Raw genomic sequence first — 14,173 nt, forward strand, 5'->3', positions numbered from 1 at the left:
TATTATACCAATAGAAACACAATTTCAAAATAAGGAGATTAGTAATATGAACATTAAATTCACAAAACTAAGTAAGAGTACAAAAGGGATAAGTGCTGCATTATTAGCAGCGGGAATCATGGGGATTGCAATGGCACCAAATGCATCTGCCCATGGGTTTGTTGAAAAACCAGCTAGCCGTGCTGCTTTATGTAGCCAAAGTTATGGCGCGCTTAACTTGAGTTGTGGAAGGGTTATGTATGAGCCACAGAGCTTAGAGGCAAAAAAAGGATTTCCACAAGGTGGACCAGTTGATGGTAAAATTGCTTCTGCAGGAGGTCAGTTTGATGGCATCCTAGACCAACAAACTGCAACTCGCTGGTTTAAGAATACGATTACAGGGGGACCGAATACCTTTACATGGAAGTACACTGCATCACATTTAACAAGCAAATGGCACTATTATATTACGAAAAAAGGATGGGATCCTAATAAGCCATTAACCCGTGCTGATCTTGAGCCAATTGGAACTGTTGAACATAACGGTACTGAAGCATCAACTAATTTAACGCATACAATTAACGTACCTACGGATCGTAGTGGCTACCACGTTATTTTAGCTGTTTGGGATGTAGCGAATACTGCAAATGCTTTCTATAATGTCATTGATGTTAATTTGATGAATAATGTGGAAATAGATAAGGAAGCTCCATCTCAAGCAACTGGATTACAAGCAACGAAAGTTACTTCTAACAGCGCTGAGCTAAAATGGAATCCTTCTACAGACAATGTCGGTGTAAAAGAATATCAAGTATTACGTGATGGTAAAGTAGTTGGAAATGTGGTGGGAACTACATTCACAGATAAAAATTTAAAAGCAGAAACAAAATATACATATACAGTAAAGGCAGTGGATGCAGCTGGAAATGTTTCTAAAGAAAGTGAGTCTACAGTTGTAGAGACAATGAAAGCAACTCTAGATACAGAAGCACCAACTCAACCAACTGCATTGCATACGATGGGAGTTACATCATCAAGTGTAGACTTAATGTGGAGCGCATCAGAGGATAATGTAGCAGTTGACCATTATGTTATCTATAGAGGGACATCAGAAGGACAAATGACTGTAGTTGGAACATCGAAAACTACATCCTTTATGGACAAGAATCTTCAATCAAATACAGCTTATAAGTATGCGGTCACAGCCGTTGATGCAGCTGGAAATGAATCTATTAAAAGTTCTATTTTTACTGTAACTACAAAAGAGCAAGGGTCGTCTTATGAGCAATGGAGCCCAAGTAAGGCGTACACAAAAGGTGATAAAGTAGAGCACCAAGGTAAAGTATATGAAGCGGTTCAAAGCTATCAAGGATATGGAGATCCGAATTGGATTTTCGCATTGTCTTTATGGAAAGAAGTTAAATAAAAAGTAAAGTCCTAAAAAGTCTTGCTTATGCAAGGCTTTTTTCAAATTTAGTTAAAGACTTTAATAATCCAAATGTCTAAGAAACGAGAGAAGAGAAATCTTATAAAAAGAGATATAATATAATAGGAAGAAACTCAAGATAGAAAGATGGATTTTAAAATGAATGAACAATTAGTAGATTGGATTACACGTTTTCAAAAGGAGAAAGATATAGAAGCTCTCGCAAACTTAAAAGACTATTGCTACTATATGATTGAACCTTTAATTGAGGAGTTTACGGAGAAATACGGTGAAGATGCTGGGGAGTTATTACGGTTAAAATGGGATAAACGTTTTTATTTTATTTTTACAAAGTATCAATTAAATGTTGGGCTGCCTTTAGATTCTTTCGTTAAAAATACGTACCGTTTTTATTTTATGCAGGTTTTAAAGAAGGCTGGCTATTGAACTAAATAGTAGGGAGTATTTCAAATTTGAACATGGCTCCATAAAAAAATCCTTGTCTCATGTTAAAAGCGAGACAAGGATTTTTGTGTTTTATCATGCTCTTAGGCGGAAGATTAACTGCCTGTAAAAGCCTGCTTGGTGAAGACTATTCATCAGTAGGGGATGAAGAAAACGCCTACTGATGAAAATTTCACTTTATTGATACATCAAATCTTCTGCAAGGTGGGTAAATACTTCACCGATAATAGAGTCTTCGTCGTAAACGGAAGAACCTGTATTTTCCTCAGGTTGCGCAAATGGAATTTGAGCGATGATACTTGTCTGAAGCTCATCTGCTAATTTTTCTGCGCCACCTTGACCGAATAAATAGTTCTTTTCACCATTTGAATTTTCGAAATAAGCCATGTTTTCAACAACACCAAGAATTGTGTGTTTCGTATGTTGAGCCATCAGACCTGCACGAGAAGCAACATGAGAAGCTGCAAGGTGTGGTGTTGTGACAATGATTTCCTGTGCTTGTGGAATCATTGCTGCCATGTCAATGGCTACATCTCCTGTACCAGGTGGTAAATCGATGAGGAGATAATCTAATTCATCCCAATGTGTATTAACAAGGAAATTACGAATCCATTTGTTGAGCATTGGACCACGCCACATGACAGGTTGGTTTTCGTTTGTGAAAAAACCCATCGACATGATTTTTACACCATGGCTTATTACTGGAATAGCTGTTTGGTCAAGCATTGTTGGCTTTTGATGGATCTTCATCATAGCTGGAATACTAAATCCATAGATGTCTGCATCTAAAATACCAACACGTTTGCCAAGACGGGCAAGGGCTACTGCTAAGTTAATCGTCACAGTAGACTTACCGACGCCCCCTTTACCACTAGTAATTGCAATAAATTTGACACCGGAATCGGGTAGAAGCATTGTAGGCATACCTTTATCCGTAACTTTTTCTGATTTTAAAGAAGCTGTTAAACTTCGACGTTCTTCATCAGTCATAGAACCAAATGTAATGGAGATTTTTGATGCACCGATCTCTTTCAACGCTTCTTCAACATCTTGTTGGATTTTTGCTTTTAAAGGACAACCTTGAATAGTCAAAATAATATCTAGTGAGATATCCGTACCGTTAACTTGAATATTACGTACCATATTCAAGTCAACGATGCTTTTATGAAGTTCTGGGTCATCAACTTTCTGCAAAGTTTTTAAAATGTGCTCGTTCGTTAGCATATAACCATCCTCCTATTTTAGGCCTTTGCCTAGCCCTTTTAAGAAGTGAGCGCCAAAATTTACAGCACGATTAACATCAGGATCGTTAAGCATTTTAAACAGCTTAAAGGCACTAACTTTTTCATCAGATTCAACAGCTTTGTTCGCTTCATCTAAGCCAGAATTTAAGCCTTCAATTAGCTTTGTTGTTGTTTCTGGGTTCAGTTCGGTTAATGCTCCCGCAACACCCATTAAGTTGTTGATGATATTCGTAACAGGCTTACGAGTTAATTGACCAAGAGCAATATGGGTAACCTCTTCTTTTGCTTCTAGTAGTTTCGTAGCTGCTTCTAGTGCTCCGATATCATTTAGTTCTGCCATGATCGTAAAGACCTGGTTAACCATTTCTTCATTCTCAGAAAGAAGTTGCTTTAAATTCTCTAACTTTTCTTCCTTTAGTTGTTCTTCTGTTACTTGCGCTTTTTTAATTGTCGTAATTGGTGCTGCCATGAAATCACTCCCTTTCGTTAGTTGTTAAGTGAACGTAGCCAGGACGATTCCATTTGCGTTCTACCTCAACACCATTTTGTGGATGACGTTTTTTATAACGCGGGTTTGTTCTAGGAAGTGGAGATTTTCCTTTTTGTTTCAATACTTCTACGCGTACTTTTGTTTGTTTGTACGCTGGTGTCGATGTATTGATATCTCCTGCTGGGCCCGTTAAGAAATTAATCGCCGAATCTTTGCTAACAGAGTTCATAGGTAAGAAAAGTTCATTTCCTTGTACGCGATCTGTTACTAGGGCATTTAATTTTAATGCGCCTTGAGGAGACACTAAACGAAGAAGAGCTCCATCTTCAATGCCGCGTTCTTTTGCTAGTTCTGGTGATACTTCAACAAAAATTTCAGGTACTTTCGATTGAATACCTTTTGATTTATTTGTCATATTTCCTTCATGGAAGTGTTCAAGCATACGACCGTTGTTAATATGGCAATCATATTGCGCTTCATATTCAACCGGTCTGATCCAATCATTTAAAGCAAAGCGAGCTTTTTTGTCAGGGAAGTTAAAGCCATCTTCATATAGTAAAGGTGTGTCTTTACCATCATGGCTACCCCAACAGAAGCTACCCCAATTTTCTAATACATCATAGTTCGCTTGCGAGAAGAATGGAGCAAGACTAGCCATTTCAGCAAAGATTTCACTTGGGTGACTGTAATTCCAATCAGCACCTAGGCGACGGGCTACTAATTGAAGGATTTCCCAATCGGCTTTTGATTCACCAAGTGTTGGTAATACTTGATATAGTCGTTGTACACGACGCTCTGTATTCGTGAAAGTACCTTCTTTTTCAAGAGAAGGTGCTGCTGGTAAAATAACATCCGCATATTGTGCTGTACGTGAAAGGAAGCAATCTTGTACAACAAAGAAGTCTAATTGTGAAAGTACTTTATCTACATGGTTAGCATCGCAATCTACAAGTGCCATATCTTCCCCAACTAAATACATTGCTTTCATTTTACCTTCCATGATAGCATCTAACATTGCCATATTCGTACGACCTGGTTCAGGTTTGATTTTCACGCCATATGCTTCTTCAAATTTCTTACGTGCTTCGTCGTCTATTACTTTTTGATTACCTGGTAATAGATTTGGTAGTGTCCCCATATCACAAGCACCTTGAACATTGTTGTGACCACGAAGAGGGTAGGCACCTGCACCTGGACGACGATAGTTACCAGTAGCTAGAAGTAGGTTAGAGATTGCAGCTGATGTATATGAGCCACCTGTATTTTGTGTAACACCCATACCCCAAAGTACACATGTACCGTCAGCATCACGAATCATTTCAGCAACATTTATCAACGTTTCTTTTGAAATGCCCGTTTCTTTTTCTGCATATTCTAGTGTGTATGTTTCAAGTACATCTTTAAAATCATCAAAGAAGTGCACGTTCTCTTTAATGAAGGCTTCATCGTGCCAACCTTGATCGATCATATATTTTGTAACGGCCATTAACCATACTTGGTCTGTTCCTTGTTTTGGGCGCATGAAAATATCAGAACGCTCAGCCATTTCATGTTTACGAACGTCGGCAACAATTAATTTTTGACCGTGTAACTTATGGGCACGTTTTACACGAGTAGCTAAAACAGGGTGACCTTCTGCAGGGTTTGCCCCAACAATAATAACAAGGCCAGCTTTTGCGATATCTTTGATCGTTCCAGCGTCGCCACCTATACCAACTGTGCGTAGTAGGCCATCTGTAGCTGGAGATTGACAATAGCGTGAGCAGTTATCAACGTCGTTTGTTTCGAATAATTGACGAGCCATTTTTTGAATTAAGTAGTTTTCTTCGTTTGTAATTTTTGAAGAAGAAATAAAGCCGACAGAACCAGAACCGTGTTCTTTTTGAATGCCACCTAGTTTAGTAGCAATTAAGTCAAGAGCTTCATCCCATGAAGATTCTACAAATGCATCATTTTTACGAATCAATGGTTTTGTAATTCGTTCTTCAGAGTTGATGAAGTCCCAACCGAATTTTCCTTTTACACAAGTAGAAATAGCATTTACAGGACCTTCAGAAGGTTGCACTTTTAAAATTTTGCGGTCTTTTGTCCACACTTCGAACGAACAACCTACTCCACAGAAAGTACAAACTGTTTTTGTTTTCTTCGTACGTTTACTACGCATAGCAGCTTCGACTTCAGAAACAGCGAAGATACCGCTATAGCCAGGCTCGACTTCTTTAATTAAACTAATCATCGGATCTAATGTTTCTTGCTTCAGTCCAGTCATAAAACCAGCTTCACCAAGCATTGATTTTTCCATTAATGCGTTACATGGACAAACGGTAACACATTGTCCGCAGCCTACACATGAAGAATCGTTAATGGCAACGCCTTCATCCCAAACTACTTTTGGTCTTTCAGCTTCCCAGTCAAGAGATAATGTTTCGTTAACTTGTAAGTTTTGACAAACCTCTACACACTGTCCACATGCGATACATTGGTTTGGATCATATCGATAAAATGGGTGCGACATGTCTACTTCGTGAGGTTCAACTTTTGGTTGATAAGGATATTTTTGATGTTCAATTTCCATTAATTCTGCTGTGTTATGTAATGTACAATTGCCGTTGTTATTATCACAAACTGTACAATACAGCAGATGGTTTTCTAGTAGACGATCCATCGCTTCTGTTTGTGCAGCTTTCGCTTTATCAGAAGTAAGTTGGATATCCATGCCGTCTATAGCTTTTGTTGAACAGGAGCGAACTAACTGTCCGTTTACTTCAACGATACATGTATCACAGGTTTTGATAGGGTCAACAGATGGTACATGACAAATTTGTGGGTGGGCGATGCCATTTTGATTAATGGTATCAAGTATTGTAGCTCCCTCTGCTACATTATACGATTGGCCATTAATGTTAATTTTAGTCAAGGTGATTTCCTCCTTTTGTTCTTTGAGACTTTTTTGGCAACAGGTTAATACTGGGGATATACCGAGAATAGGACTACGAGTTTTTTATGTTGAATGTCTTGTTCATTTAAAAAAATGGTCTTGTTATAATGTCATTTCCCGATTTATCCATTTTCTACATTAAAATAGATGTAGGAACATGTATTACGAGTTGTCAATGTTGATATTGCTGAAAAATAAAAAAATCCACCATGAAAAGGCACGTTAAAACATGCTGATTAGTCATGGTGGATAAAATTCTTAACAGGCCTTGCTAAAAATTCAATCTACTTTTATTTTTTATTCAATATAACTATAGAATATAAATATTAAAACCACCATGCCAAAAGTTCAAACCTATTTGTATAAAACCATGACATAAGAATCAAAATACTTTCATTCCATACATAATATCACTTATTATAGCCTTTTCAGCTAAAATGGACAATAATTATAATAAAAATTATTGATTGAGAATAATTATCATTGAATATTTTCTCTTTAATTTTTATTTAAGTTGCTATATTATTAACAAACTATAAGGGTGACCCCCATGAACATAGGATAAAAAGATTAATTACGTTGGGAGAATCGTTAAAATGTCAAAAAAAGTGCATGAATTCAACGACATTATTCGAAAACTACGCAAAGATATATTTGGAAAAGGACCGGAGCGTATTCATACGGTTTTCATCGAGAATATGGCCGTGTCAACTTTATATGGTAATATCACACCGACAGAAAAGTTTATTGCGAGTACACCTGAAGGGTTAAAAATGGTCCATGCTGCACGTACTAGGATGATTCAAGATTTGTATACTAAATCACCTCCAGAAGGCATGGAAGAATTGATGGGCACTAAGTTACTCCATTTATTTTCAGATATCAAAATTGAAGAAGATTTTGCTATTTCCGTATTTGTTTTTGAAAATAATATTAGTGAATAAAGGGGATGCCATATGGAACGAGCAGTAGTAAGAGACATAATACGTGTTGAAGGTAATCAAATCAAAGAAGTAAAAGATACTGTTGTCACAGAATATGCTGTTACAGTGAAGATTAATGAGCAAGAATTTGTGACGATGGTTTGCACACCAGAGTATGTAGAAGATATGGTTATTGGCTATTTGGCTTCTGAACGAATTATTCGTAATTACGAAGATATTGAAGAAATTTGGCACCAAGAAAAAGAAGGCTTTGTGCATGTTAAAACAAAGCGTGTGAATCCTTACTTTCAACAAATTCAAAATAAACGTTACATAACTTCTTGTTGTGGCATGAGCCGCCAAGGTTTTGTTTTTGCTAATGATGCATTAGTAGCAAAAACAATGGAAGGTATTCATGTGCGTATTACAACAGATGATTGTTTTCGTTTAATGCGAGATATGCAAGATTTGGCTGAAATCTTCAAACAAACTGGTGGTGTTCATAATGCAGCACTATGTGATACGAATGGAGTTTTATTAAGCCGAATGGATATTGGGCGCCATAATGCCTTAGATAAAATTTATGGTTATTGCCTAAAAAACAATATTAGCATTCAGGACAAAATTATCGTGTTTAGCGGAAGGATTTCATCAGAAATTTTACTTAAAGTATCGAAAATTGGCTGTGAAATTGTTTTGTCTAAATCTGCTCCTACAGAATTGGCATTGCAATTGGCAGAGCAACTCGGTATTACGACGGTAGGCTTTATTCGCCAAAATACACTTAATATTTATACACATAAGGAACGTATTCATTTACCTCCAAATGAGTTAGAGCCCCCGGAAACAATTACGCCAAGGCGAAATTGATCAAAATGAAAGGAAGAGATTAAAATTACTAATCTAAGAGACCAACTACAAAGACCATTAAGAGATTTAAGGATATCAGTAACAGACCGTTGTAATTTTCGTTGTCAATATTGCATGCCTGCAGAAGTATTTGGTCCTGATTATGCTTTTTTACCGTCCGATAAAATATTGAGTTTTGAAGAAATCGAACGATTAGTAAAGATTTTCGTTTCATTAGGTGTGAAAAAAGTGCGTATTACTGGTGGTGAGCCTTTACTACGTCGTGATCTGCCAAAATTAATTGAACGTATACATCGCATAGTTGGAGTAGAGGATATTGCTTTAACGACTAATGGCACATTGTTGAAAAAATATGCAAATGAATTGGCGAGAGCTGGTTTATCACGAGTAGCTATTAGCTTAGATTCTCTAAACGAGGAACGTTTTTTCGAGATGAACGGTCATCGCGGAAAAGTGAAAGCGGTATTAGAAGGTATAGAAAAAGCGGCAGAAGCAGGTTTACAAGTTAAGATCAATATGGTTGTTCAAAAAGGAAAAAATGACCAAGATATCGTTGCGATGGCAGAATATTTTAAAGAGAAACAGCATATTCTTCGCTTTATTGAATATATGGATGTCGGTAATTCAAATGGTTGGCGGCTAGATGACGTTCTGTCGAAGAAAGAAATCGTTGACCAAGTCCATCAATTTTCTCCACTCCATCCTGTCGACCCTAATTATAAAGGGGAAGTAGCTACACGTTATCAATATGAGGATGCCAAGGGTGAAATTGGCGTGATATCATCTGTAACAGATTCTTTCTGCTCAACTTGTTCGCGTGCCCGTATTTCGGCAGAAGGAACTTTATATACGTGTTTATTTGCAACAGAGGGAACGAGTTTACGAGAATTGTTAAGGTCTGGGGAAGATGATGAAACTATCACCCAATGCATTTCGGATGTTTGGGAAAATAGAAAAGATCGCTATTCCGATGAACGAAACGAACAGACGATGGAAAAACGGAGAAACTCAAAAATTGAAATGTCACACATCGGTGGTTAGACGAAATAGAGTGGTATTAGTTGGTACTAGCTTGTTAGTATTAGTGGCTTATAGTTAAAGAGCAGAAAAAAACGGCACAATGCCGGATTTTTTCTGTTTATTTATGCACAAAGTCACCACTTTTTCCGCCTGTTTTTTGAACAAGGTAAGTTTCTTTAATGACCATAGACTTGTCGACTGCTTTACACATATCATAAAAAGTCAGTGCAGCAATAGATACAGCAGTTAGTGCTTCCATTTCAACACCTGTTTTACCACTACATTTCACTGTAGCTTGAATGTGTAGTTCGTAACCAACATCTGCTTTTGTATAGTCAAATTGAAGGTCGGTTCCTTGTAACATAATCGGATGGCACATTGGGATAATATCAGCCGTTTTTTTAGCACCTATAATCCCAGCAATTTGTGCCACTTGAGTTGGGTCGCCTTTTTTTATGCCTCCTTGTTGGATGGCTTCATAAACCTCATCAGATAACGTGATTTTACTGCGAGCGATCGCTGTACGGTTTGTGCTTGTTTTTTCTGAAATGTCGACCATTTTAGGACGACCTTCTTCATTCCAGTGTGTAAAATTACTCATTATTAGATTTCCTTTCAAATGTTTGTAGCCAATCTTGTTGTGAATTGATATTGATAAATGTTGAGCTGTCGTCTTCAAAGGGAACATAACACACTTGAAGTTGCTCTAACAAGGCTTTCATACTTCGCTTGTTTTGGTGAACTAATTGATGTGCTTTTGGTAAAGCACTGCGTCGATATAAAGCAGCAAGAGGTTGTAATCTCGAAGCTTGTTTAGGAACAATAGCCTCATAACGATCATCGATAAATGTTAGCATAGTTTGGACAAATTCTGCATTAATAAAAGGCATATCACTTGCTATTACGAAAAACCACTCTACTTCTGGGAAGTTTGTCATGATATGATGCAAAGCAAATAGAGGTCCTTGATGAGGCTGTTTTTCGATGCTCCATTGGACATCTTCTTCTACAAACTTCGATTGCAAGCTAGCATTCGTAGCAATAATTAAAGGATGTAGTTGATTTTTTTTGAAGGCTATGAGACTTTGCTTATATAAAGGCAGACCAGCAAATAATTCAAACATTTTCGGTTGACCATACCGAGAAGATTGACCGCCAGCTAAGACAACACCAGCTATTTTCATATGCGATTCAACTCACCGACAAAATGTTGCACAGTAGGAAGAATCAGTTTTGTCATGGCAAGTGTCACGGCATTCGTGGAACCTGGTAGCACATAGATAGCCGTTTTATCGAGACTACCTGCTGTTGCACGACTAAACATAGCTTTTGGGCCGATTTCTTCATAGCTTAGTGTTCGAAATAACTCACCAAATCCCATCATTTCTTTTTCGAAAAGAGGGAGAATCGTGTCATAAGTTTGGTCTCTAGGTGTAAACCCTGTTCCACCTGTTACGATAATGGTATTAATGGTAGAATCAGCGCACCATTTTTGTACATGGTTTGAGATTTCAAATGGTTCATCTTTTGATATTTGATAGTCTGCTAATTCAAATGAAGCTTCTTGAAGCAATGTTTGTATACGCTGACCACCATGATCATCCGCCTTCGTGCGTGTGTCACTTACTGTTAAAATGGCAGCTCGTATAGGAAGTTGACTATGTGTAGGATGCAAGATAAAAGGCCTCCTTTTTAAAGAGTTGATATTGTTTTTGCTGAAAAACATTGCTTTTATTATAAAGCTATAAATGAAAAGGTCAAACTAAAATTCATAGAAAGAAAGGCAAAAACGTTTATGCATAATAGATATTCTAGACAACAATTATTCAGCCCAATCGGAGAACAAGGGCAGCTATTACTAAAACAAAAGCATGTCCTAATGATAGGAGTTGGTGCTTTAGGAAGTGCTAGCGCAGAGGCTCTAGTAAGGGCAGGCATCGGAAAATTGACGATTATTGATCGTGATTATGTAGAGTGGAGTAATCTACAAAGACAACAACTATATACTGAGCAAGATGCACAAGAAAAAGTCCCTAAAGTCATCGCTGCAAAAAAAAGACTACAAAGCATTAACTCTGAGGTAGAAATCAACGAATATATAGTTGATGCGTGTACAGAGCAATTAATTTCACTGCTTGAAGATGTAGATATGATGGTAGATGCAACAGATAACTTTGATATTCGCTTTATGATGAACGATCTTGCACAAAAATATCAAACTCCTTGGGTTTATGGTTCTTGTATTGGTAGTTATGGCGCTACTTATACGATTGTACCAGGTAAAACACCTTGTTTACATTGTTTGCTAGCAGCGATACCCAATACGGGAATGACATGCGATACTGTAGGAATTATCAGTCCGACTGTTCAAATCGTAGCAGCTTATCAAGTAGCTGAGGTATTAAAGTATTTAGTAGGCAATGAAGAAGCATTACGAAAAAGTTATTTAACTTTTGATGTTTGGCAAAATCAACACTATGAAATAAACGTTGAAAAAATTCGTAATCATGATTGCCCATCTTGTGGGAAAAATCCGACTTATCCGTATTTGTCATATGAAAATCAAACAAAATTAAATGTATTATGTGGTCGGGATGCTATTCAAATACGTCCACCTAAACCGCTTCACTATAATTTGGATCAGCTCGCTATCCAACTTCGTCCTTATGGTGATATTCAACAAAATCCCTATTTATTATCTTGCCAAGCAGAAGATTATCGACTAGTGATTTTCCAAGATGGACGAGTTGTTATTCACGGTGTAAAAGATATGCAAAAGGCTAAAACCATTTATTATCGTTTATTCGGATAAAGGAGTGTTCTAAAATGTTAGAAAAAAGAAAACCAATTGCTGTTCCGGAAGCTGTTCAACGTATCATGCAGTTTGCATTCCAAGAAAAAGTAGAAACCGTATCACTACAGCAAGCACACGGACGTTTTTTAGCAGAAGATATTGCTGCAGACCAAGATGTACCAGCCTTTGATCGCTCACCATATGATGGTTATGCTATTCGCTCGGTCGATAGTCAGGAAGCCTGTTCAGAAAATCCAGTAACCTTTAAAGTAGTGGGGGAAATTGGTGCGGGCTATGTATTTGAGGGCTTAGTAGGTGATCGAGAAGCGGTACGCATTATGACAGGAGCTCCTATCCCTCGCGGATGTGATGCAGTCGTAATGCTAGAATTAACGCAAACTTTTGAAGAAGACGATCAACGCTATATGTCAATTAAACGCTCTTATGAAGCAGGAACAAATATTTCCTATAAGGGTGAGGACGTTCAAAAAGGCGCAATCCTTATTGAAAAAGGGCAATACATCAATCCAGGCGTTGTCGCATTACTTGCTACTTTTGGTTATGATCAAGTACCTGTTTTTCGAAAACCAATCGTAGGCGTTATTGCAACAGGAAGTGAATTGTTAGAACCAAGTGATGCTTTGCAGCCAGGGAAAATTCGTAATAGTAATGCCTATATGATAATGGCTCAAATTGAACGTGCTGGGGCAACCGTCAAATATTTTGGTAAATTTAGCGATGAGTTAAATTTATGTATACAAGCTGTGGAAAAAGCTCTTCAGGAAGTAGATATATTGATTACAACAGGAGGGGTATCAGTAGGTGATTACGATTACTTACCTGCCATTTATGAAGCCATTGACGCACAAGTACTGTTTAATAAAGTGGCGATGCGACCAGGTAGTGTAACAACTGTTGCGGCTCGAAATGGTACATTATTATTTGGACTTTCAGGTAATCCATCAGCTTGCTATGTTGGGTTTGAACTATTTATAAGACCTATTATTCGAACAGCATTCGGTAATAAGCAACCACATTTACGAAGAGAACAGGCTGTTTTAGGTGCGGACTTTAAAAAACCGAATCCGTTTACTCGTTTTGTACGTGCTAATGCTTCGTTCGAAAACGGTCAATTAGTTGCAGTTCCTTCTGGTTTTGATAAATCTAGTGCGGTTTCTTCTTTAGCGGAAGCTAATGCCTTTATTGTATTACCAGGTGGATCACGTGGATACGAAAAAGGAATGCAAGTTGTTGTCTTAATGTTAGAAGATTTGCAGGGAAGTGAGTGGCCATGGGACAACATCGAAAAATCCTACAAATCGTAGGCTATCAAAATAGTGGTAAGACGACGTTAATGGAACAGCTCATTACACAAGCCACAACAGAGGGTTTTCGTGTAGGAACAATCAAGCACCATGGTCATGGTGGTATCCCTATGATCGAAAGTTCAAAAGATAGTGTTCGTCATGAGAAGGCTGGTGCAAGTGTCACAGCAGTTGAGGGAGAAGGTACTTTGCGCATGAGTATTCACCAAAGTAACTGGCAGCTTGCTGATATACTAGCTATTTATGAAACATTTAATATGGATATCATTTTCATAGAAGGCTATAAAAATGAAGACTTTCCGAAGGTTGTTCTTTTGCGCCAGGCGGAAGATGAATCTTTGCTACAAAAAGTAAGCAATATCATCTGTGTTCTTTATTGGCCGACATATCCACTAAATAAACCTTTAGATTATCCAACTTTTTCAATTCAGGATAAAGCACAATATATGGAATTTTTAATTTCTTTCATCAGAAGTCTCCCACCTTTATAGTGATGAGATAAATGTGGATTTAAGTTATTTTTCAACGGGTAACCATATACCTGCTGAAATATAGGAACTCAGTTTAAGAACGCCACGTCCTGTGGCAACGACTGAGTGACCAACATCACGTTGGCCCAAAGCCTCCGGCGGATGTCACAGAATCGGAAAGGAGTGCTTAGGGGATGTTAGCCTAAAATCATCGCATTCATGCGATAAC

At 37.7% G+C, this 14,173-nt stretch carries 14 protein-coding genes; 8 read left to right on the top strand and 6 right to left on the bottom strand.

Annotated features, from left to right (window positions below):
* Positions 1 to 46: 46 nt before the first annotated feature.
* The gene (locus ACVYAD_RS06430) at positions 47 to 1,405 is read left to right on the top strand and encodes a lytic polysaccharide monooxygenase (protein WP_476425325.1); all 1,359 of its coding nucleotides are present in this window, start codon (positions 47 to 49) and stop codon (positions 1,403 to 1,405) included.
* Positions 1,406 to 1,564: 159 nt separating this feature from the next.
* On the top strand, positions 1,565 to 1,852 hold the full coding sequence (locus ACVYAD_RS06435) for a hypothetical protein (protein WP_049667586.1): 288 nt from the start codon (positions 1,565 to 1,567) through the stop codon (positions 1,850 to 1,852).
* A 195-nt stretch (positions 1,853 to 2,047) separates the two neighbouring features.
* Here the strand turns inward: ACVYAD_RS06435 and ACVYAD_RS06440 are convergent, their stop codons facing one another.
* From ACVYAD_RS06440 to fdhF, 3 genes are read right to left on the bottom strand one after another with little or no spacing between them, the layout of a single operon-like run.
* Positions 2,048 to 3,094: an Mrp/NBP35 family ATP-binding protein gene (locus ACVYAD_RS06440; protein WP_349659286.1), complete on the bottom strand. Its 1,047-nt coding sequence runs from the start codon at positions 3,092 to 3,094 to the stop codon at positions 2,048 to 2,050.
* A 12-nt stretch (positions 3,095 to 3,106) separates the two neighbouring features.
* A complete protein-coding gene (locus ACVYAD_RS06445; protein WP_337989154.1) occupies positions 3,107 to 3,583 on the bottom strand; it encodes a helical membrane plugin domain-containing protein in 477 nt (158 codons plus the stop codon).
* A 4-nt stretch (positions 3,584 to 3,587) separates the two neighbouring features.
* Positions 3,588 to 6,521 (bottom strand): formate dehydrogenase subunit alpha, encoded by a 2,934-nt coding sequence (fdhF, locus tag ACVYAD_RS06450; protein ID WP_476425327.1) that lies wholly within the window; start codon positions 6,519 to 6,521, stop codon positions 3,588 to 3,590.
* Positions 6,522 to 7,138: 617 nt separating this feature from the next.
* Between fdhF and ACVYAD_RS06455 the strand changes: the two genes are divergently transcribed.
* The 3 genes from ACVYAD_RS06455 to moaA are packed head-to-tail and all read left to right on the top strand — an operon-like array spanning position 7,139 to position 9,376.
* Positions 7,139 to 7,486, top strand: a complete 348-nt coding sequence (locus ACVYAD_RS06455; RefSeq protein ID WP_079563076.1) for a Na-translocating system protein MpsC family protein — start codon at positions 7,139 to 7,141, stop codon at positions 7,484 to 7,486.
* A gap of 12 nt (positions 7,487 to 7,498) precedes the next feature.
* The gene (gene fdhD, locus ACVYAD_RS06460) at positions 7,499 to 8,335 is read left to right on the top strand and encodes a formate dehydrogenase accessory sulfurtransferase FdhD (RefSeq protein WP_476425329.1); all 837 of its coding nucleotides are present in this window, start codon (positions 7,499 to 7,501) and stop codon (positions 8,333 to 8,335) included.
* A 24-nt stretch (positions 8,336 to 8,359) separates the two neighbouring features.
* Positions 8,360 to 9,376: a GTP 3',8-cyclase MoaA gene (moaA, locus tag ACVYAD_RS06465; RefSeq protein ID WP_476425496.1), complete on the top strand. Its 1,017-nt coding sequence runs from the start codon at positions 8,360 to 8,362 to the stop codon at positions 9,374 to 9,376.
* A gap of 97 nt (positions 9,377 to 9,473) precedes the next feature.
* On the opposite strand, the gene moaC is transcribed toward moaA, so the two are convergent.
* The 3 genes from moaC to ACVYAD_RS06480 are packed head-to-tail and all read right to left on the bottom strand — an operon-like array spanning position 9,474 to position 11,030.
* A complete protein-coding gene (gene moaC, locus ACVYAD_RS06470) occupies positions 9,474 to 9,956 on the bottom strand; it encodes a cyclic pyranopterin monophosphate synthase MoaC (protein WP_349659289.1) in 483 nt (160 codons plus the stop codon).
* Positions 9,949 to 10,539 carry a molybdenum cofactor guanylyltransferase gene (locus ACVYAD_RS06475; protein WP_476425330.1) on the bottom strand — a complete coding sequence of 197 codons (591 nt, stop codon included), beginning with the start codon at positions 10,537 to 10,539 and terminating at the stop codon, positions 9,949 to 9,951. The genes moaC and ACVYAD_RS06475 overlap by 8 nt, the downstream gene beginning before the upstream one ends.
* A complete protein-coding gene (locus tag ACVYAD_RS06480; protein WP_476425331.1) occupies positions 10,536 to 11,030 on the bottom strand; it encodes a MogA/MoaB family molybdenum cofactor biosynthesis protein in 495 nt (164 codons plus the stop codon). The genes ACVYAD_RS06475 and ACVYAD_RS06480 overlap by 4 nt, the downstream gene beginning before the upstream one ends.
* 120 nt (positions 11,031 to 11,150) lie before the next feature.
* Here ACVYAD_RS06480 and ACVYAD_RS06485 point away from each other — a divergent pair, with 120 nt between their 5' ends.
* Genes ACVYAD_RS06485 through mobB form a run of 3 tightly spaced genes read left to right on the top strand, consistent with a single transcriptional unit; the run spans position 11,151 to position 13,965 of the window.
* On the top strand, positions 11,151 to 12,167 hold the full coding sequence (locus ACVYAD_RS06485; protein WP_476425332.1) for a thiazole biosynthesis adenylyltransferase ThiF: 1,017 nt from the start codon (positions 11,151 to 11,153) through the stop codon (positions 12,165 to 12,167).
* A gap of 14 nt (positions 12,168 to 12,181) precedes the next feature.
* Positions 12,182 to 13,474, top strand: coding sequence for a molybdopterin molybdotransferase MoeA (locus tag ACVYAD_RS06490; protein ID WP_476425333.1), 1,293 nt, complete (start codon positions 12,182 to 12,184; stop codon positions 13,472 to 13,474).
* On the top strand, positions 13,435 to 13,965 hold the full coding sequence (gene mobB, locus ACVYAD_RS06495; RefSeq protein ID WP_476425334.1) for a molybdopterin-guanine dinucleotide biosynthesis protein B: 531 nt from the start codon (positions 13,435 to 13,437) through the stop codon (positions 13,963 to 13,965). The genes ACVYAD_RS06490 and mobB overlap by 40 nt, the downstream gene beginning before the upstream one ends.
* The last annotated feature ends 208 nt before the right edge of the window (positions 13,966 to 14,173 follow it).

The sequence above is a fragment of the Lysinibacillus sp. G1-3 genome (assembly GCF_056322905.1).